This is a genomic window from Pedococcus sp. P3_C7 (assembly GCF_056402615.1).
Genome location: NZ_JBFUHC010000003.1, coordinates 89,247 through 109,224 on the forward strand (window position 1 = coordinate 89,247; position 19,978 = coordinate 109,224).

The 19,978-nt window shown below is 70.9% G+C and carries 16 protein-coding genes; 10 read left to right on the forward strand and 6 right to left on the reverse strand.

The features are described from left to right. Positions 1-123: 123 nt before the first annotated feature. Genes AC1DS4_RS04510 through AC1DS4_RS04540 form a run of 7 tightly spaced genes read left to right on the forward strand, consistent with a single transcriptional unit; the run spans position 124 to position 10,762 of the window. Entirely contained in the window at positions 124-1,536 is a 1,413-nt protein-coding gene (locus tag AC1DS4_RS04510) for an MFS transporter (RefSeq protein WP_477615208.1), read from the forward strand. A gap of 34 nt (positions 1,537-1,570) precedes the next feature. After that, a complete protein-coding gene (locus AC1DS4_RS04515) occupies positions 1,571-3,781 on the forward strand; it encodes a molybdopterin oxidoreductase family protein (protein WP_477615311.1) in 2,211 nt (736 codons plus the stop codon). Beyond that, the gene (locus AC1DS4_RS04520; RefSeq protein ID WP_477645995.1) at positions 3,778-5,379 is read left to right on the forward strand and encodes an FAD-dependent oxidoreductase; all 1,602 of its coding nucleotides are present in this window, start codon (positions 3,778-3,780) and stop codon (positions 5,377-5,379) included. Before AC1DS4_RS04515 ends, AC1DS4_RS04520 begins: the two co-directional genes overlap by 4 nt. Positions 5,380-5,389: 10 nt before the next feature. Continuing rightward, the gene (nirB, locus tag AC1DS4_RS04525; protein ID WP_477615206.1) at positions 5,390-7,969 is read left to right on the forward strand and encodes a nitrite reductase large subunit NirB; all 2,580 of its coding nucleotides are present in this window, start codon (positions 5,390-5,392) and stop codon (positions 7,967-7,969) included. After that, the gene (gene nirD, locus AC1DS4_RS04530) at positions 7,966-8,436 is read left to right on the forward strand and encodes a nitrite reductase small subunit NirD (protein ID WP_477624380.1); all 471 of its coding nucleotides are present in this window, start codon (positions 7,966-7,968) and stop codon (positions 8,434-8,436) included. Before nirB ends, nirD begins: the two co-directional genes overlap by 4 nt. Beyond that, positions 8,433-9,650 (forward strand): uroporphyrinogen-III C-methyltransferase, encoded by a 1,218-nt coding sequence (gene cobA, locus AC1DS4_RS04535; RefSeq protein ID WP_477615204.1) that lies wholly within the window; start codon positions 8,433-8,435, stop codon positions 9,648-9,650. Before nirD ends, cobA begins: the two co-directional genes overlap by 4 nt. A 20-nt stretch (positions 9,651-9,670) precedes the next feature. Beyond that, positions 9,671-10,762, forward strand: a complete 1,092-nt coding sequence (locus AC1DS4_RS04540) for a uroporphyrinogen-III synthase (RefSeq protein WP_477615310.1) — start codon at positions 9,671-9,673, stop codon at positions 10,760-10,762. Between the two features lie 12 nt (positions 10,763-10,774). On the opposite strand, the gene AC1DS4_RS04545 is transcribed toward AC1DS4_RS04540, so the two are convergent. Beyond that, the gene (locus tag AC1DS4_RS04545) at positions 10,775-12,706 is read right to left on the reverse strand and encodes a bifunctional metallophosphatase/5'-nucleotidase (RefSeq protein ID WP_477615203.1); all 1,932 of its coding nucleotides are present in this window, start codon (positions 12,704-12,706) and stop codon (positions 10,775-10,777) included. A gap of 154 nt (positions 12,707-12,860) precedes the next feature. Then, entirely contained in the window at positions 12,861-14,159 is a 1,299-nt protein-coding gene (locus tag AC1DS4_RS04550) for a homogentisate 1,2-dioxygenase domain-containing protein (RefSeq protein WP_477615202.1), read from the reverse strand. Between the two features lie 76 nt (positions 14,160-14,235). Here AC1DS4_RS04550 and AC1DS4_RS04555 point away from each other — a divergent pair, with 76 nt between their 5' ends. Continuing rightward, a complete protein-coding gene (locus AC1DS4_RS04555; RefSeq protein ID WP_477645996.1) occupies positions 14,236-15,090 on the forward strand; it encodes a hypothetical protein in 855 nt (284 codons plus the stop codon). A 1-nt stretch (position 15,091) separates the two neighbouring features. Further along, the gene (fahA, locus tag AC1DS4_RS04560) at positions 15,092-16,342 is read left to right on the forward strand and encodes a fumarylacetoacetase (protein WP_477615200.1); all 1,251 of its coding nucleotides are present in this window, start codon (positions 15,092-15,094) and stop codon (positions 16,340-16,342) included. A 3-nt stretch (positions 16,343-16,345) separates the two neighbouring features. On the opposite strand, the gene AC1DS4_RS04565 is transcribed toward fahA, so the two are convergent. Together AC1DS4_RS04565 and hppD are read right to left on the reverse strand one after the other, a co-directional pair. After that, complete coding sequence (locus AC1DS4_RS04565; protein WP_477615199.1) at positions 16,346-17,320, reverse strand: RDD family protein; 975 nt, start codon at positions 17,318-17,320, stop codon at positions 16,346-16,348. Positions 17,321-17,412: 92 nt separating this feature from the next. Beyond that, positions 17,413-18,633: a 4-hydroxyphenylpyruvate dioxygenase gene (hppD, locus tag AC1DS4_RS04570; RefSeq protein WP_477615198.1), complete on the reverse strand. Its 1,221-nt coding sequence runs from the start codon at positions 18,631-18,633 to the stop codon at positions 17,413-17,415. Positions 18,634-18,740: 107 nt separating this feature from the next. Here hppD and AC1DS4_RS04575 point away from each other — a divergent pair, with 107 nt between their 5' ends. Next, positions 18,741-19,214: an Lrp/AsnC family transcriptional regulator gene (locus AC1DS4_RS04575; RefSeq protein ID WP_477615197.1), complete on the forward strand. Its 474-nt coding sequence runs from the start codon at positions 18,741-18,743 to the stop codon at positions 19,212-19,214. A gap of 9 nt (positions 19,215-19,223) precedes the next feature. Here the strand turns inward: AC1DS4_RS04575 and AC1DS4_RS04580 are convergent, their stop codons facing one another. Both AC1DS4_RS04580 and AC1DS4_RS04585 read right to left on the reverse strand, forming a co-directional pair. Continuing rightward, positions 19,224-19,433 (reverse strand): dodecin, encoded by a 210-nt coding sequence (locus AC1DS4_RS04580; RefSeq protein ID WP_477615196.1) that lies wholly within the window; start codon positions 19,431-19,433, stop codon positions 19,224-19,226. A gap of 74 nt (positions 19,434-19,507) precedes the next feature. Then, positions 19,508-19,915 (reverse strand): hypothetical protein, encoded by a 408-nt coding sequence (locus tag AC1DS4_RS04585; RefSeq protein WP_477615195.1) that lies wholly within the window; start codon positions 19,913-19,915, stop codon positions 19,508-19,510. Positions 19,916-19,978: the final 63 nt, after the last annotated feature.

Below are 19,978 nucleotides of genomic sequence, written 5' to 3' on the forward strand. Positions count from 1 at the left end.
CGGCCTACCCCTCCTCCCACCCGGAACTTCTCACAGACCCGATGACGGGACTGTGCGGCAAGTGTTACGAGCGCTTTACGGCGGTCGCAGGGGTGCGAAACATCCGTTTGTCACGCTTCCCGGGTGACCACGAACCTGACCTCGGGCGACTCCGCCACCGCGACGGCGCCGGCCAGCACGGCCGGCGCCACACCTGCCACCACCTCAACCACCACCTCGACCACCACGTCTGCCCCGATCCACCGGTCCGGCCGCTGGATCGACCACTGGGATCCTGAGGACCCGACGTTCTGGCGCGGGGGCGGGCGCTCGATCGCCCGGCGCAACCTGAGCCTTTCCGTCTTCGCCGAGTTCCTCGGGTTCTGCGTCTGGGCCCTCTGGAGCGTGGTCGTCCCCCTGCTGCCGGCAGCCGGGTTCAGCCTCACGCTCGACCAGCAGTTCTGGCTCATCGCCGTGCCCAGCCTGGTCGGCGCGACCGTGCGGATCCCCTACACGTTCGCCGTCCCGCGCTTCGGCGGACGCAACTGGACGATCATCTCGGCCCTGCTGCTGCTCATCCCCGCGTCTGCACTGGCGTGGGTGGTGACGCAGCCCACATCGTCGTTCGGCCTGCTCCTCGCGTGCGCGGCCCTCGCCGGTTTCGGGGGCGGCAACTTCGCCTCCTCGATGACGAACATCTCCTTCTTCTTCCCCGAGGCGGAGAAGGGCAAGGCCCTGGGCCTCAACGCAGCCGGCGGCAACCTCGGCACGGGCCTCGTGCAGATGGTCGTGCCCGCGGTCATCGTCATCGGGGCGGGGACCCACCTCGAGCGGGCCGGCCTCATGTTCATCCCCCTGGCCGTGATCGCTGCGATCCTGGCCTGGCGAGGGATGGACAACCTCACCGGAGCCAAGTCCGACTACCGCAGCTTCGCCGCGGCGACCCGCAACCGGCACACCTGGATCATCTCGTTCCTCTACATCGGCACCTTCGGGTCGTTCATCGGCTACTCGGGCGCGTTCCCGACGCTGCTCAAGACGCAGTTCCCCGAGACCCCGACGACCATCGCGTTCCTCGGTGCCCTCACCGGCGCGCTCACCCGGCCGCTGGGCGGCATGGTCGCCGACAAGCTCGGCGGCGCCCGGGTCACGATCGCCTCGTTCGTGCTGCTCGCCGCAGGCGCTCTGGGCGCCATCGAGGGGCTGAAGTCGCACAGCTTCGTCGTCTTCTTCAGCTCCTTCCTCGTGCTCTTCGTGGGTGCCGGCATCGGCAACGGCGCGACCTACCGGATGATCCCCGCGGTCTTCCGCGCGGGCGTCAGCCCGGAGCGCCTCCCGATCGCGCGCAAGACGGCTGCGGGCTGCATCGGGATCGCGGGTGCGGTCGGCGCCTACGGCGGCTTCTTCATCCCCCGCGGCTTTGCCATGGCGAAGGCGCACTACGGCTCGCTGGTCCCAGCGCTCTGGGTCTTCATCGTCGCCTACCTGCTCATGGCCGCGACGACGTATGCCGTGTACGCGCGGCGCAGCTCGTCGCTCGCCGGCGAGACGATCTGAGCCGGGAAACCCATTGACCCCCACGCCCGACACCATCGGCAGCCCGACTCCCAGCGCCACCAGCGCTGGGAGCCCAGGCGTCGCCACCCACTGCCCGTACTGCGCGCTGCAGTGCGCCCAGACCCTCACGGCCACCCCCGGACTCGACGGTGCCAACGGCGTCACCGTCGAGGGCCGGGCCTTCCCCACCAACCGGGGGGGCCTGTGCCAGAAGGGCTGGACGAGTGGCGAGCTGCTGACGACCCCCGGGCGGCTGACCACGCCGCTCGTGCGTGGGAGCGACGGTGAGCTGGCCCCGGTCGGCTGGGACGAGGCGCTGGACCTCGTCGCGGACCGGCTCCTGCGGATCCGGAGCGAGGACGGCGCCGACGCGGTGGCCGTGTTCGGCGGAGGCGGACTCACGAACGAAAAGGCTTACCAGCTGGGGAAGTTCGCCCGAATCGCCCTCGGCACGGCGAACATCGACTACAACGGCCGGTTCTGCATGAGCAGCGCGGCCGCCGCAGCCAACCGCTCCCTGGGCATCGACCGCGGCCTGCCCTTCCCCCTGACCGACCTCGCCGGTGCAGACGCCGTCCTCCTGCTCGGCAGCAACCTCGCCGAGACCATGCCACCCTCCGTCGCCCACCTCGCGGACGTTCGTGGGCGCGGCGGGCTCGTGGTCGTCGATCCCCGCCGCAGCGCCACCGCGGACCTCGCCAAGGACGGTCAGGGACTGCACCTGCAGCCCGTGCCCGGCACCGATCTGGTCGTCCTCCTGGCGATCGCCCACGTCCTGCTCTCGGAGCACCTCACGGACGCCGACTACCTGGAGGCCCGCACCACCGGCCTCGAGGACGTGCGCCGACGCTGCGCCGCGTGGTGGCCGGAGCGAGCCGAGCAGGTGTGCGGTGTCCCTGCGGGGCTGCTGCGCGACTGCGCCCGGCTGCTGGCCGCGGCGAGTCCCGCGCAGGGCGGACGTGGGGCATTCGTCCTCACCGGACGGGGCGTGGAACAGTCCCGACAAGGGACGGCAACTGTCTCGGCGGCGATCACCCTCGCCCTCCTGCTCGGCCTGCCCGGCCGCCTGGGTAGTGGGTACGGCGCGGTCACGGGTCAGGGCAACGGCCAGGGGGGCCGCGAGCACGGCCAGAAGTCCGACCAGCTCCCGGGCTACCGGATGATCGACGACCCCGACGCGCGCGCCCACGTGGCCGGTGTCTGGGGTGTCCCGGAGTCGTCGCTGCCGGGAAAGGGAAAGCCGGCCGTGGAGCTCCTGGCCTCGCTGGGCACACCAGGTGGCCCGCGCGCCCTGCTGGTGCACGGTTCCAACCTGCTCGTCAGTGCTCCCAACGCCCAGCCGGTCGCTGATCGGCTCCGTGCGCTCGACCTCCTCGTGGTCTGCGACTTCGTGCCGTCGGAGACCGCGATGCTCGCCGACGTCGTCCTGCCCGTCACGCAGTGGGCCGAGGAGGAGGGCACGATGACCTCGCTCGAGGGCCGGGTGATCCGACGCCGCAAGGTGGTCGACGCCCCGTCTGGTGTGCGCAGCGAGCTGTGGGTCTGGGCCCAGCTCGCCTCACGTCTCGGCTCGGCAGGCACCTGGGACACCGAGCCGAGCGTGGTCTTCGACGAGCTCGCACGGGCGAGTCGGGGCGGACGGGCCGACTACAGCGGCCTGAGCCACAGCCGCCTCGATACCGGGGAGGCCCTGTTCTGGCCGTGTCCCGAAACTGCTCACGGCGAGGCCCCGCATCCGGGCACGCCACGGTTGTTCGGCGAGTCCTTCCCCACTTCGGACGGGCGTGCCCGGATGGTCGCCGTCGACCACGTCGGACCGGCGGACGACCTGCGCCCGGACGCACCGCTCTACCTCATCACCGGCCGTGTCCTGCAGCACTACCAGTCTGGGGCCCAGACCCGACGGGTCCCGGCGCTGGCGACAGCGGTCCCCGGCGTCTTCGTCGAGGTGCACCCCCTGCTCGCTGCCCGTCTCGGCGTCGTCGAGGGTGAGAGGCTGCGCCTGACGACGAGCCGGGGTTCGGTCGCCGTCCCGGCACGCATCACCGACTCCATCCGCCCGGACACCGTGTTCATGCCGTTCCACTGGGCAGGGACCAGCAGCGCGAACCGCCTCACCAGCGACGCGACCGACCCCATCTCGGGCATGCCCGAGTTCAAGGTGTGCGCCGTCGAGGTCACACCGGCGCGAGTCCAGCTCGCGGACCAGGGCACCCACCGCGTGACTGCCGAGGCCCGGACATGACCCGCCTGGTCGTCGTCGGCAACGGCATGGTCGGCTCGCGCTTCGTCGAGGACCTGCTGGGCGCCGACGCTGCCGGCCGGTTCGAGGTGACGGTCGTCGGCGCGGAAGGCTGCGAGCCCTACAACAGGGTGCTGCTCAGCGAGGTCGTCGCGGGCAAGCACGACCTGGCCGCCCTCACGCTGCCGACACCCTCCAGCCCCCGGCTGCACGTGATGCGCGGCGAGAGCGTGACCCACGTGGACCGCGAGGACCGGCTCGTGGTCACCGACGAGGGCGCACGCCTGCGCTACGACCGCCTCGTCCTCGCCACCGGTTCGGCGGCGCGGGTTCCCCCGCTCCCGGGGCTGTGGACCGGCAACCACCTCACCAGTGGCGTCCACGCCCTGCGCACCATCGACGACGCCCGCGAGATCGTCGCCGCCACGCTGAACGCCCACCGCGCCGTCGTCCTCGGCGCGGGCGTGCTGGGCATGGAGGCCGCCTGCGGACTCGCCAGGCGTGGAGTAGCCGTGACGGTTATCCACCCCGCGAGCACCCTCATGGAGCGCCAGCTCGACGAGGAGGCCGGGCGGGTCGTCGAGCTCGCGATGTCGGGCCTGGGCATCGACCACCGCGTCGGCGTGGGCGCGACCGAAGCCCTGGTCGAGGGCGGTCGGCTCCACGCCCTGCGCCTGGACGACGGCGAGGTGGTCCCCGCCGACCTGCTCGTGCTCGCGACCGGCACCCTCGCCAGCACCGCCCTGGCCAGCGCCGCGGGCCTCACCGTCGACCGCGGCGTCGTCGTCGACGACAACCTCCGCTCGCCCGACGACGCCCGCGTCTTCGCCATCGGCGACTGTGCCCMGCCGCCCGAGGGCGGCACCGGCCTGGTCGCCCAGGGCTGGGACCAGTCGCGACGGCTCGCCGCGCACCTGTGCGGAGACGCCACGACACCGGATCCCTCGGCGCCAAGGCCGACCTCCACGTCGCGGCAACCGTCGACGGTCGGCAGCGACGTCGTGCGGCTCAAGGCGCATGGCCTCGACGTCGTGACCATGGGGGTGTGTGGCTCGCAGCGGGTCGACGACCCGGCACAGCGCACGCTGCGCCTCAGCGACCCCGACGTCGGCCGCCACATCGAGGTGGTCGTGTCCGGCGGCAGGCTCGTCGGCGCCACCTGCGTCGGTGCCGGCGCGGTGGCGGCAGACCTCGTCACGACGTACACCCGACGCACACCGGTGCCTGCCGACCCGGCATACCTGCTGCTGCCCGCCCTCGCGCCGCACCCGACGAGCGCGCCCACCTCGCCCGGCGCCATCCCCGACGACACCACGATCTGCCGCTGCAACGGCGTCACCAAGGCCGACATCTCGGCGTGCGTCCACGAGGGGGCAAGCACCGTGGACCAGGTCGCCGGCGCCACCCGCGCCACCACGGGCTGCGGTGGGTGCACCGACGACGTGTGCGCCCTCGTGGACTGGCTCTCGTCCAGCGCGGGCCCGAGCGCAGCGGGCGACACCGCCCCCGCCCATTCCTCACCCTCCGACCTCCGCCTGGGTGAGAACCACGTAACGAAGGGGAAACACGTGATCCACAGCCCTGAAACCGCGGTCTCCTAACGTGGCCGCCATGGTCCAGAACCCGTCTCCGCGCCAGCTTGTCGTGGTCGGCGGCGGCATGGTCGCCCGACGCCTCGTGGACGCCCTGCGTTCGCGCGACACCGCCGGCGAGTGGGCGGTGACGCTCCTGTGCGAGGAGCCGCGGGCACCCTACGACCGGGTCGCCCTGACGTCGTACTTCACCGGGCGCGACCCCGACGACCTCGCCCTCGGTGGGCAGGAGCTCTGGGACGACCCACTGGTCACCCTGCGCCGCGGCGTCGCCGCGACCGCGGTGGACCGTGAGGCCCGCACGGTGGCGACGTCCGACGGCCGCACGCTCCCCTACGACTCGCTCGTCCTGGCGACGGGTTCGTATGCCGCGGTGCCCCCGGTCCCCGGCAAGGACCTCCGTGGGGCCTTCGTCTACCGAACCATCGACGACGTCGCCGACCTGCGCGCCTACGTCGAGAAGCTGCGCGAGGAGCTCGGCCGACCCCTGCGCGGAGCAGTCGTCGGCGGCGGGCTCCTCGGGCTGGAGGCCGCTGGCGCCCTCACCGCGCTCGAGGTCGGCACGACAGTCGTCGAGTTCGCCTCGCGCCTCATGCCCCTCCAGGTCGACGACGGCGGCGGCGAGGCACTGCGCCGGCTCATCGAGGCCCTGGGCGTCACGGTCCGGACCGGCACCGCCACGTCCAAGATCGTCGGTCGCCTGGGCCGCGTCGCGAAGATGGAGTTCGCCGAGGGCGCTCCCCTCGACGTCGACGTCGTGGTGTTCGCCGTGGGCGTCCGACCGCGCGACGAGCTCGCGCGGGACGCCGGACTCGAGGTCGGCGAGCGCGGTGGCGTCGTCGTCGACGACTCCTGCGCGACCGCCGACCCCGCCGTCTGGGCTGTCGGCGAGGTCGCCTGCATCGGTGGACGGACCCTCGGACTCGTCGCCCCCGGCTACACCATGGCCGAGATCGTCGCCGACCGGCTGCTCGGTGGCGAGGGCACCTTCCCCGGCGCCGACCTGTCCACGAAGCTCAAGCTGCTCGGGGTCGACGTCGCGTCCTTCGGCGACGCCTTCGCCGCCGAGCCCGGCGGCCTCGAGGTCGTCATCTCCGACCCGGTCGCCGGCGTCTACAAGAAGCTGGTCATGTCCGACGACGCCCGCACCCTGCGCGGGGGCATCCTCGTCGGCGACGCCAGTGCGTATGCCGCCCTCCGCCCGATGGTGGGTCGCCCCCTGGGTGGCGACCCGGCGGCATACCTCCTCCCCGAGGGGTCCGCGCCGGCACCGGCGGGCGACCTGCCCGACGAGGCGACAGTGTGTTCCTGCAACAACGTCTCCGCCGGGGCGATCCGCTGCTCGGTGACCGAGGACGGCTGCACCGACCTCGCCGGGGTGAAGGCGTGCACGCGCGCCGGGACGAGCTGCGGCTCCTGCCTCCCGCTCGTCAAGCGCCTCGTCACCACCGAGCTCGAGAAGTCCGGCGTCGAGGTGAGCAACGCCCTGTGCGAGCACTTCGGGCTCTCGCGGGCACAGTTGTTCGACGTGGTCCGTGTCCAGGGCCTGACGACCTTCAGCGAGATCATCGGCCGCCACGGCACAGGCCGCGGTTGCGACATCTGCAAGCCCGTCATCGGCTCGATCCTCGCCTCGCTCGGCACCGGACACATCCTCGAGGGTGAGCGGGCCTCGTTGCAGGACACCAACGACCACGTCATGGCCAACCTGCAGAAGGACGGCTCCTACTCGGTCGTCCCTCGCATCCCGGGCGGCGAGATCACGCCCGAGGGGCTGATCGTCATCGGCGAGGTCGCCAAGGACTTCGGGCTCTACACCAAGATCACCGGTGGCCAGCGGATCGACCTGTTCGGGGCTCGCATCGAGCAGCTCCCGAAGATCTGGAAGCGGCTCGTCGACGCGGGCTTCGAGTCCGGCCACGCCTACGGGAAGTCGCTGCGCACCGTGAAGTCGTGCGTCGGGTCGACCTGGTGCCGCTACGGCGTGCAGGACTCGGTCGGTCTCGCCATCGCCCTGGAGCTGCGCTACCGCGGACTGCGGTCCCCGCACAAGCTGAAGCTGGGGGTGTCGGGCTGTGCGCGGGAGTGTGCCGAGGCACGAGGCAAGGACGTCGGGGTCATCGCGACCGACAACGGCTGGAACCTCTATGTCGGCGGCAACGGCGGCTTCACCCCCAAGCACGCCCAGCTGCTCGCCGAGGACCTCGACACCGAGACCCTCGTGCGCACCATCGACCGCTTCCTCATGTACTACATCCGCACCGCGGACCGGCTGCAGCGCACCGCGATGTGGGTGGAGGACCACGAGGGCGGGCTCGACGCCATCCGGGCGGTCGTGCTCGAGGACTCCCTGGGCATCGCCGCTGACCTGGACGACGCGATGGCGGGCCACGTCGACGGCTACGAGGACGAGTGGGCTGCTGCGCTGGACGACCCCGAGAAGCTGCGCCGGTTCGGGTCCTTCGTCAACGCGCCGGACCAGGCCGACGACTCCCTCGCCTACGTCAGCGAGCGTGGTCAGGCCCGACCGGCCACGCCGACCGAACGAACCGATGGCTCGGTGCTCATCGCCGGAACGACCTTGGAGGTGCGCCGATGACCGCCGAGATGAGCCTCTCGTCACGTGCAGCGGAAGCGACGTGGCAGCCGGTCTGTGCCCTGGAGGACCTGCCCCGCGAGCGCGGTGCCTGCGCGCTGGTGGACGGTGCCCAGGTCGCGTTGTTCCGCGCCTACGACGACGCCGTGTATGCCGTGCAGCAGCTCGACCCGTACAGCGGCGCCCACGTCATGTCGCGGGGCATCGTCGGCACCCGCGGCGGAGCACCGACCGTCGCCTCACCGATGTACAAGCAGGTCTTCGACCTGCGAACCGGCGAGTGCCTGGACTCCGTCGGGAAGGACGCCCGGCACCTGCTCGTCTACCCGGTGCAGCTGCTCGACGGCGTGATCAGCATCGGGCGGCCGTTCCTGCCGGGTCAGCCAGACCTGACCGTTCAGCCTGACCTGACCGTTGAGCCTGACCTGACCGTTGAGCCTGACCTGACCGTGCAGCACGGTGCCGGGTGACGACGCTCGTCGGCCTCGAGGTCGCGGATCGCCCCGTGCTGGTCGTCGGTGGCGGCCCCGTTGCCGCACGTCGGGCAGCCCGGCTGGTCGCGGACGGCGCAGTCGTCACGGTGGTGGCTCCCCATCTCTGCGAGGACCTCGTCGACCTGGTCGCAGCCGCACGAGTGGGCTGGCACGACAGGGAGGTCGAGGAGTCCGACGTCGAGGGGGTCTGGCTGGTCCATGCCGCCACCGACGACCCGCGGACGAACACCATGGTCTGCGCGTGGGCGACCGCGCGCCGGGTGTGGAGCATCTGTGCCAGCGCGGCCGAGCACGGCTCGGCCCGCACCCCGGCGACGACCGACCTGGCCGGCCTGAGCCTCGCGGTCGTGTCCCAGGGTGCTCCCGACCCGGCACGCGCTCGCGCTGTCCGCGACCAGCTCGCGGCGAGCCTGCGCAACGGCGAGGTCGACCTCCGGCACCGTCGAGCACGTGCACGAGCCGGTCAGGGGCGGGTGGTGCTCGTCGGGGGCGGGCCCGGCGCTGCGGACCTGATGACCCTGCGCGCGCGGCGCCTCCTGTCAGAGGCGGATGTGGTCGTCACCGACAGGCTCGGCCCGACCAGCGTGCTCGCCGACCTGCCGTCCGACGTGGAGGTCATCGACGTCGGCAAGACCCCGGGCCTGCATGCGGTCACCCAGGAGGAGATCAACGCGATCCTCGTGGAGCAGGCGGGGCGTGGACGGCTGGTGGTGCGGCTCAAGGGTGGGGATCCCTTCCTCTTCGGACGCGGTGGCGAGGAACAGCTGGCACTGGCTGCCCACGGCATACCGGTGGAAGTCGTGCCGGGCGTCAGCTCGGCGCTGTCCGCTCCTGCCGTCGCAGGCATTCCCGTCACCCATCGGGGCACGGTCGGTGCTCTGCACGTGGCCCACGGTCACGGCCGGCTCGACGACACTGCGGTCTCTGCCGTCGTCCGCGGCGAGGCGACCCTCGTCGTGCTGATGGGCGTCTCCCTGCTGGCCGAACACATGTCCCGGCTGCTGGACGCCGGCGCCTCCGACACGATCCCGGTCGCGGTCGTCGAGAACGCCAGCCTGCCCACCCAGCGGGTCACCACAGGGACCATCTCGACCATCGCCGACGTCTGCGCAGTGGGCGGCGTCAGGGCTCCGGCCGTGATCGTCATCGGTGCCGTTGCGGCGCCGGGGTTCCTCGAGGGCTGCGCGTGAGCGCTCGCCTGGGCCAGGTCATGGCCGGCTGCGTCGTGCTCATCACGGCCGACCGTCGATCGGGCGAGCTCGCCTCCGCGCTGACCCGCCGCGGCGCCAGTGTCCGGCACGCCCCAGCCCTCAGCATCGTGCCTCACGAGCACGACGAGGAGCTGCTCGCCCACACCAGGGAGCTGCTCGCCGAGCCCCCCGAGACCGTCGTGATCACGACCGGGATCGGGTTCCGCGGCTGGGTGGAGGCGGCCGACGCCGCGGGCCTGGCTGAGCAGCTCGTCACGGTTCTCTCGAGAGCCCGCATCATCGCGCGAGGCCCCAAGGCGCACGGGGCGATCCAGGCAGCCGGGCTGCAGGCCGACTGGGTGGCGGAGTCCGAGACGAGCGCCGAGATCCTCGACCTGCTGCTCGCTGAAGGCGTTGCCCAGCAACGGATCGCGGTGCAGCACCATGGCGCCGGTGCCGACGGCCTCGACACCGAGCTCGCCGCGGCTGGGGCGCTGGTCCGCAGCCTGGTCGTGTACCGCTGGGGGCCGCCACCGGACCCCGTGGCGCTGAAGCTGTCCGTCATCGCGGCCGCGGACGGCGAGATCGACGCGGCCGTCTTCACCTCGGCTCCTGGGGCGGCCGCCTGGTTGGCCGAGGTCGACGCCCAGGGTGTGGGCGAGCTCGTGCTGTCCAGGGTCCACAGCGGCACGATGGTGATGGCCGCGGTTGGCCCGATCACGGCCAAACCGTTGCAGGACAGGGGGATCGAGCCGATCGTGCCCGACCGGGGCCGCCTCGGCGCGCTGGTGCGCACCCTCGTCAGCCACTACGAACAAGCCCAGACCTCAGCCGTCCTGACCAGCGCCGGGCGCCTCCAGGTCCGTCGTACCGTGGCCCTGCTCGACGACCACGTGCTGCCGGTGTCCCCCAGCGGGCTCGAGGTGCTGCGGGTGTTGACCTCGGCCGGGGGCGAGGTCGTGACGCGAGCGCAGGTCCTGGCGGTGCTGCCGGGCGACTCGACCGATCCTCACACCGCCGAAGTGGCTGTGGCCCGCCTTCGTGAGGCCGTGGGACACAAGGGACTCATCCAGACAGTGGTCAAGCGCGGCTACCGGCTCACCACGACCTGAGGTCCTGCGACGCTAGTGCCGCCCACCCTCGGCCGCGCCCTCGACGATGACGGGCTCACCGTTGGCGACCAGCTTCCAGTCGTAGGTCGTGAACGTGGTCGGGTCGATGGGCTCCTTGTTGGCCCCCTTGTCGACCGTCCAGTCGATCAGGAGCTGTCGGATCTCGACCTGCGCGTTGTACAGCACCGGCGCGGTGGTCACTCCGGGGAAGCCGCCACCACCTGACTGGCGGTAGTTGTTGATGGCGATGACGAACTGTGCCGCAGGATCGATGGCCTGGCCGTGGTAGGTGAGGTCGACGATCCGCTGCCCCACGGGCAGGGCGATGTCGATGTCGTAGGCCAGCGAGGAGTCCAGGCCGCCCATGATGTCGTAGTTGTAGTCAGGGATGGGGCTCCCGGTCGTGGGGCTCAGGGCGCCGGTCACGTCGTCCGGCGCGTACGGTCCGGGGCTGGTCACGGTCTTGAAGTAGGCGGCCGAGAACTCGAGGTAGGCCTTGACCTGTGCCCCCGTGAAGCGGATCCCCAGGAGCGTGTTGTCGTAGATGTAGAGGCCGGCGATGTCGCGGACCGTGACGTTGCCGGCGGGGATGGCAGCGTCGCGGTTGAACGGTGCGGCGATGGAAAGCACCGGAAGCACTTCGTCGGGAGTGCCCACCAGGGCAGCCTTCACTGCCTCGGCCTGGACGTGGTTGATGAAGTCGATCGCGGCGGTGTCCTCGAACCGTGCGGTTGCCGCTGACATGGCGACCGTGCACCGGCCGATGACGGAGTTGACGTAGGTGCGCACGACCGCGTGGTCGTCACGGACGAGGTCTGCCACCTCCGGGTCCTCGGGCACCGCGTTGGCGTTGAGCACGTGCGAGTGCGAAGCGACCAGCTGCCAGCGCCCCTTGACGAGCTCGAGGTCGAAGTCCATCACCGACAGCCGCATGCCCCACTTCAGCGGTTCGGTCAGCAGGACCTTCTTGCCCGGCGTGACCTTGCTGGGCACGAGCTCCTCGACGATCTCGACGTGGGCGTGGCCGACGAGCACGGCGTCCACGCCGGCCACCTCTTCGGCGAGCTGGCGCGACGCGTTCTCGGGGAAGGGCAGCGCGTCACCGTAGGACGACCCGGGCTTGGCTCCCGAGTGGCAGGACACGATGACCAGGTCGCAGCCGGCGGCCTTGAGCCTGGGGACCATGACCTTGGCCTGCTCGACGATGCCCGGGAAGCGGACCTGACCCTCGACGTTGGCCTTGTCCCAGATGGCGACGCCCGGTGTCACGAGGCCGAGGATGCCGACCTTGACGTCCTTGCCACCACGCGCCTTGAAGGTGCGGATGAGATAGGGCTTGAAGATCGGGGCGCCGGTGGCCCAGTCGACCGAGTTGGCACTCAGCAGCGGGAAGTCGCACTGCGACTCGAAGGTGCGCAGGGTGTCGAGGCCGTAGTTGTACTCGTGGTTGCCCAGCGCCGCCGCGTCGTAGCCGATGGCGTTCATGGCCTTGGCCATCGGGTGGACGGGACCGCCGGGGATGGTGATCGGATCGACCTTGGCGTAGTAGTACGACAGGGGCGTTCCCTGAATCGTGTCACCGGCGTCGAGCAGAAGGGTGTTGGCCGAGCCCCGCTCGGCACGCAGGGCCGTCACGAGGGTCGAGATCTTGGCCAGCCCGATGTCGTTGTGGGCCGAGTCGTCGTACTCGACGTCCTTGAAGTAGTCCCAGTTGAAGACGTTGCCGTGGGTGTCCGTCGTCCCCAGCACGGTGAGGCGGAACCGCCCCGGCGTGCCGGCAGCCCCGGGCCTCGCGGCGGGCCCCGCGTCCAGCGCAGCGTCCGCACGGGTCGCACCCCCGAAGAAGGCGGCCCCAGCTCCTCCGACCACGGCCATCGCGATCATCTCGCGACGGCTGCGCTCCTGCACGGCGAGCTCCCGGGCGACGGTGCGGGCGGACGTCATGAGTGCCTCCAACCTGAGGGTGTCCGGGCTCTCGACGGAGTGCCCGGGGCGCGAGCCACGGCTGCGTCGACGTGGCGGTTCTTCCACCCTAACCGCTGTGGCGGATAGCCGACCATGGTGTGCACAAAACCGGCATTGTGCACTCAACCCGGCGTCACCCGATGCTGTAGTCCGATCCCTCGGCGCCCCGGGTGGTCCCGCCAGAGGCAGCACCACCCCGGCTCCACGACCAGGCGTACGCGCCGTCATCGACCGCCCGGCCACCCTCGCCGAGCTCCAGCGGGCGGAAGGTGTCGACCATGACCGCCAGCTCGTCGAAGAACTCCACCCCGATCGAGGCCTCGGAGGCACCGGGCTGCGGCCCGTGCGCGTGGCCGCCGGGGTGCACCGAGACGGAGCCCTTGCCGATACCCGACCCCTTGCGCGCCTCGTAGTCGCCGTCGACGTAGAACATGATCTCGTCGCTGTCGACGTTGGAGTGGTAGTAGGGCACGGGGATCGACAGCGGGTGGTAGTCGACCTTGCGCGGCACGAAGTTGCAGATCACGAAGTTCCAGCCCTCGAAGACCTGGTGCACGGGCGGCGGCTGGTGGACGCGGCCGGTGATCGGCTCGAAGTCGCGCACGTTGAACGCGTAGGGGTAGAGGCAGCCGTCCCAGCCGACCACGTCGAGCGGGTGGAACGGGAGCGTGTGGACGGTTCCCACGATGCCGCCACTGCTGGACGGCCCGTTTCCGCGGTGCTTGATGAAGACGTCGGTCTCGTCGTCCGCCTTGGCCCCCACGTCCTCCGCGAGGAGTGGACCCGACGGCCCGCGGAGGTCGCGCTCGCAGTAGGGCGCGTGCTCGAGCAGCTGGCCGAACTTGCTCAGGTAGCGCTTGGGCGGCGTGATGTGCGAGTTGGCCTCGATGCAGTAGGCCCGCAACGGCTCCTTGGTGGAACGTTTCGGGATCCACCGGTGCGTCGTCGCTCGCGGGATCACGAGGTAGTCGCCCTCGGCAACGTCGAAGGCCCCGAACACCGTCTCGACGCGTGCCCTGCCACGCTCGACGTAGACGCACTCGTCGCCGATCCCGTTGCGGTACCACGGGCTGGGAGCCCCGGCCACGGCATACGAGATGCGGACGTCACCGTTGCCGAGGACCAGGCGCCGCCCGGTCACGACATCGGTGCTCTTGACGTCCTTGGCCTCGAAGAGGTCGTGCAGCTTGAGGTGGCGCGGCACGAGTGGGTGGTTCGGCCTGGTCGAGAGGTCACCGATGGACCACTCCCGGGCGCCCGCGATGGTCGAGGGGATGTTGCGGTGGTAGAGGAGCGAGGAGTCCGAGGAGAACCCCTCCTCCCCCATGAGCTCCTCGTAGTACAGCTCGCCCTTCGTGCCGCGGGCCCCCGGCCGGCGGTGCTGGGTGTGCCTCTTGGGCGGGATGCTGCCCATCGCCTGGTAGTGCGCCACAGGTCCACCTCGGTGTGGTCTCGCGTCGGTGCGGGCCGGGTCCTCGGCCCCGCCCCACCCTAGTAGCCTCACCGCCATGACATCGCTGCCGGAGGCGCTCGCCGACCGCCCGGCCGAGCCGTCGCTGTTCGCCTCGCTGGTCGACGACGCCGCCGTCTTCCCCCCGGGCAACGCCCCCCTTCCCGMGGCGGKGCGCCGGCMCCGCCTCCACCGCACCAGCGGGTATGCCGCGTGCGTGGGTCCGCTGCTCGTCCCCGCCTCCGCCGCTCGTGACCTCGCCGGGCTCCTCGACGGCACACCCCTGACCGTGGTGGTCATCGGCCGGCCGGGCACGCCCCGCGTCGAGGTGGCCACCGCCGTGCGGCAACTCCGGTCGACCGCACTCGTCGAGGTGACCGGGGTCGAGCTCGGCTGGACGCCCGACTGGCGGGCCACCGACTTCGGCGGGCTGCCCGTCAGCCTCGAGGTGCCGCGGGGGGCCGACCAGCTCGCCGCGATCGCCGACATAGCTGCGGATGCCTCGGATTCCGTTGCGCTGCAGGCGAAGTTCCGCACGGGCGCCACAGAGACGTGGGCCTGGCCTGACGAACGAGAGCTCGCGACGTTCATCCGGACGGCCATCGACCACGACCTCGGGTTCAAGCTCACCGGGGGGCTGCACCACACCGTCCGGGGCACCCATGACGGACAGGAGCAGCATGGCCTCCTCAACGTCCTGGCCGCGGTGCGCTGGGCACTCAACGGTGAGGACGTCGATGAGCTCGTTCCCCTTCTGGCGGAACGTGATCCAGCCGTCCTCGTCCCCCAGATCACCCGCATGAGCGCCGCTGACGCGGCGATCGTGCGCGCCTTCTTCACGGCATACGGATGCTGTGAGGTGACCGACCCGATCGGCGAGCTCACCACGCTCGGCCTCGTCCAAGGAGCCTGACTTGTCCTCCGCCAGCACCTGGCTCGACCTCCCCGCCGACCACCCCTTCGGGGTCGCCCACCTCCCCTACGGCGTCTTCTCGACGCCGGACACCGCCCCGCGGGTCGGTGTGCGGGTCGGCGACTGGGTGCTCGACGCCAGCGAGGTGGCGCGCATCGGTCGTGACGCCTTCGGCGTGGGTGAGGGCCCCGACCTCACGGCGGCGTGGGAACAGCCGAGCCTCAACCCCTTCCTCGAGCTGGGGCACGAGGCCTGGGCGGTCGCCCGCGCGTGGCTGGTCGAGATCCTCACCGACGACGTCCACGAGGACGGCGTCCGGCCACACCTGCTCCCGCTCGAGGGCGTCACCCTGCACCTGCCGATCGAGGTCGCGGACTACGTCGACTTCTACGCCAGCGAGCACCATGCGACCAACGTCGGGCGCATCTTCCGCCCCGACTCCGAGCCGCTCACCCCGAACTGGAAGCACCTGCCGATCGGCTACCACGGACGCTCGGGCACGGTCGTCGTCTCCGGGACCGACGTCGTGCGGCCGCAGGGCCAGCGCAAGGCCCCGACCGACCAGGCGCCGACCTTCGGCCCGAGCCGCAAGCTCGACATCGAGGCCGAGCTGGGCTTCGTCGTGGGCGGCAGCACCACCCTGGGCGAGCCGGTCGAGGTCGGCCGAGCCGCCGAGGAGCACCTGTTCGGTGTCGTCCTGCTCAACGACTGGAGCGCCCGGGACATCCAGGCGTGGGAGTACGTCCCCCTGGGACCGTTCCTGGGCAAGTCGTTCGGCACGTCGATCAGCGCCTGGGTCACCCCGCTGGCCGCCCTGGCGTCGGCCCGGGTGCCGCTTCCCGGCCAGGACCCAGAGCCGCTGCCCTACCTGCGTGGTGACGCCGACTCCGTGTTCGGACTGGACCTGCACCTCGAGGTGGAGTGGAACGGCAGCGTGGTCGCCCGACCCGAGTACCGCGACATGTACTGGTCGCCCGCCCAGATGCTGGCCCACCTGTCGGTCAACGGCGCCTCGATCCGCAGCGGTGACCTCTTCGGCTCGGGCACCATCTCCGGCGCCGCGAAGGACACCCGCGGCAGCTTCCTCGAGCTCTCGTGGAACGGCACCGAACCGGTCCGGCTCGATGACGGCAGCGAGCGCACCTTCCTCGAGGACGGCGACACCGTCGTGCTGCGCGCGTGGGCAACCGGCGCGGACGGCGTTCGCCTCGACCTGGCCGAGGTCAGCGGCACGATCCTCCCGGCGCGCTGAGTCCTAGCTGCGCGGCTGCTTGCCCACGACCACGTTGGTCTTGGCGAGCTTGTCGTGGAGCGCCTGCTTCTTGTCGTCCCAGGCGGGCCAGAGGAGGTCCACCAAGGCTGCCAGCGAGAAGAGGTTGCCGACCAGCGGGATGTTGCCGAGCAGGCTCAGCACGGCCTGCACTGAGGTGCGCCTCGCAGCCACGGCGACGGTCAGCGGTCCCGGGCGCTCGCGCAACCGCACACTGATCCCCATTGCGGACTTGCCGGGAGTCGCCCCCGTGCGAGTCAGGAAGAAGATGGCGTACGCGAACCCGATCAGCGCACCGACGACCCCGAAGGCAAGCAGGTAGCCGTAGTTGACGGCGCTGGTGTTGATGCTGTCCAGCGTCGAGGTGTCCCCCGAGTCGACGGCGGTGGTGATCTCGTCCCACACCGGCTGGATCGCCTTGAAGGCCAGCCACCCGCCGAGCACCAGGAGAATCAGGAACTGGATGATGCCGTCGATGAGGTAGGCGCCGACGCGCTGCCAGTACCCGGCCAGCGGCTGGCCGTCCGGCGTGGTCGCCGCAGGCTGCATCCCCGGGTAGGCGGGGGCGTTCCAGCCACCCTGTTGGGGGGCGCCGGGGAACTGCGGGCTCTGCTGCCCCGGGTACTGCTGCCCCGGGTACTGCTGGCCCGGGTACTGCTGTCCCGGTGCGCCCGCTCCGGTGGCCGGCGGCGAGGCAGACCCGCCCGGCGCCTGCGGAGGCTGCCCCTGCGGCTGGTCCTGCACCTGACCCTGACCCTGTGTCTGGCCCTGTGTCTGGCCCGGGTACTGGGGCGGGTGTCCCTGACCCGGGAACTGCTGCTGCCCGGTCTGCGAGGCTGCTGCCGTCGGACGGGTGGACCGGGGCGTCGTGTGGTTGCTCCAGATCACGCCGTCGAAGTAACGCAGCTTGGTGTCGTCCTGCGGGTCGTCGTACCAGCCGGGAGTCGTTGGCGTACTCATGCCCCAAGCGTCTCACGCTGGCCGAGACGTTCACGCCACTCGTCCCCGGCCGCGTGGCCCCAGCGCGCACAGCAGAAGGGCTGGGGCGCGACTCAGAGGTTGCCGCGGGCGTCCTGCTCGCGCTCGATGGCCTCGAACAGCGCCTTGAAGTTGCCCTTGCCGAAGCCGAGCGAACCGTGCCGCTCGATGATCTCGAAGAACACGGTCGGGCGGTCGCCGAGCGGCTTGGTGAAGATCTGGAGGAGGTAGCCGTCCTCGTCGCGGTCGACGAGGATCTTGCGCTTCTGCAGCTCCTCGATGGGTGCCCGCACCTGACCGATCCGCGAGCGCAGCTCGGCGTCCTCGTAGTAGGAGTCCGGGGTGTCGAGGAACTCGACGCCGTTGGCGCGCAGCTCGTCGACGGTGCGCAGGATGTCGTTCGTCGCGAGCGCGAGGTGCTGGGCACCGGGGCCGTTGTAGAACTCGAGGTACTCGTCGATCTGGCTCTTGCGCTTGGCGATCGCCGGCTCGTTGAGGGGGAACTTCACCCGGTGGTTGCCGTTGGCGACGACCTTGGACATCAGCGCGGAGTAGTCGGTGGCGATGTCGTCGCCGACGAACTCGGCCATGTTCACGAAGCCCATGACCTTGTTGTAGAAGGTCACCCACTCGTCCATCTTGCCGAGCTCGACGTTGCCGACGATGTGGTCGAGGGCCTGGAAGAGGCGCTTGGGCGCACCCTCGCGCTTGACCCACGTCGACTGCCTGGCGACGTAGCCGGGCAGGTAGGGACCGTCGTAACGGGAGCGGTCGACGAGGGTGTGCACCGTCTCGCCGTAGGTGGCGATGGACGCGATCCGCACCGTGCCGTGCTCGTCCGTGACGTCTTCGGCCTCACGGACGACGCGGGCGCCGGACCGCTTGGCCTGGGCGACGCACTTGTCGACGTCGGGCACCTCGAGGGAGATGTCGACGACGCCGTCGCCGTGCCTGGCGTGGTGCTCGATGAGCGGGCTGTCCGGGCTCACCGCGCCGTTGACGACGAACCGGATCGAGCCGGACTTGAGGACGAACGACTTGTGGTCGCGCTGGCCGTTCTCGGGTCCGCTGTAGGCGACCAGCTCCATCCCCCAGGCCGACTGGTAGTAGTGCGCGGTCTGGCTCGCATTGCCGACGACGAAGACGATGGCGTCCCAGCCGGTGACGGGGAAGGGGTCCTTGCTCTCGTCGTACTCGACGAGGCCGACCAGCTGCTTGAGCTGCTCGATGTCGAGGTTCGCCTCGCGTTCCTGCGGGGTCAGGTCAAGGGACGTGTCGGTGGCGTGGGTCGTCATCTGTGCAGCGTGGCGCCTGGTCGGCGAGTGTGCAACTGTATGCCGCTGCGGTGCACAGTCTGCGCAGAATGCTGGCTTGGACACCCTTCGAGATGGACAATGTGACCATGAACCTGGACGAGCTCGACGGACGGCTCATCACCCTCTTCACGACGGCGCCGCAGATCGGGGTGCTGGGCGCCTCCCGCGAGCTCGGCGTCGCACGCGGGACCGTGCAGGCCCGGCTCGACCGCCTGGTCGAGCGCGGCGTCATCCGGTCGTGGGCGCCCCAGATCGACCCGGCGGCGATGGGCTACCCGGTGTCGGCGTTCTGCACGCTGGAGATCCGGCAGGGCCGAGGCCACTCCCCCGTGGTCGACCACCTGTCGCGCATCCCCGAGGTGCTGGAGGCACACACGATCACCGGTTCCGGGGACCTCTACATCCACATCGTCGCGCGCGACAACGCCGACCTGCAACGCGTCATCGATGCCGTCGTCGACGACGAGCACGTCATCCGGGCCAACACGGCCATCTCGCTGGCCACGCGCATCCCGCTGCGCACCCTGCCGCTGGTCCGTGCCGCGGCCGAGACCCCCTAACCCCGGCCCCTAGTCGTCGAGGCGGAAGCCGAGCTTGACGGTCACCTGCCAGTGGGCGATAGCACCGTCGGAGATCTGACCGCGGACGCTCTGCACCTCGAACCAGTCGAGGTTGCGCACCGTCTTCGTGGCCTGGGTGACGGCGTTCGCCACGGCGGACTCGACGCTGTCGGGTGAGGTGCCGACGACCTCGGAGATGGAGTACACGTGGTTGGCCATTGCCTGCTCCGTCCTCGGCGGCCCAGCGTCGCCGTCCTCGTCACGCTAGCGGCGCAGGCGCCGACGGACCACCCTCAGAGGCGGTCGCCCACGAAGAACCACGTGAAGAAGGAGATGCCCAGCAGCATGCCGATGTGCCCCAGTGCGGACAGCCATGGCCCGTGCGCCCAGCCGTCGTCGGTGGCCCCGGTGGCGTGTCGGCCACGAGTCGGCACCCACCGGGCCAGCACCAGCAGGCCGATCACGACGACCGCCCACCACGCGACCATGGCCGCCCAGCCGACCAGACGTGGCGCGCCGACCAGCCAGGCGACCCACGCGCACAGGGCGACGACCCCGAGCGCCGTGTGGGTGTTCAGCAGGCCACGCGGGGTCTCGGTCACCCCCGACTGCTTCTCCGTGGCGATGAGCCGCGAGCGGGTGAGCAACACGACCACCGCTGCGAGGGCGGTGAGCATCCAGACGACGTTGACGAGATCCACGCCCGCCACCCTGTCGTGAACACCCATCACCACGCAACGTCCGCGTCCGGTCGGTCGAGCTGG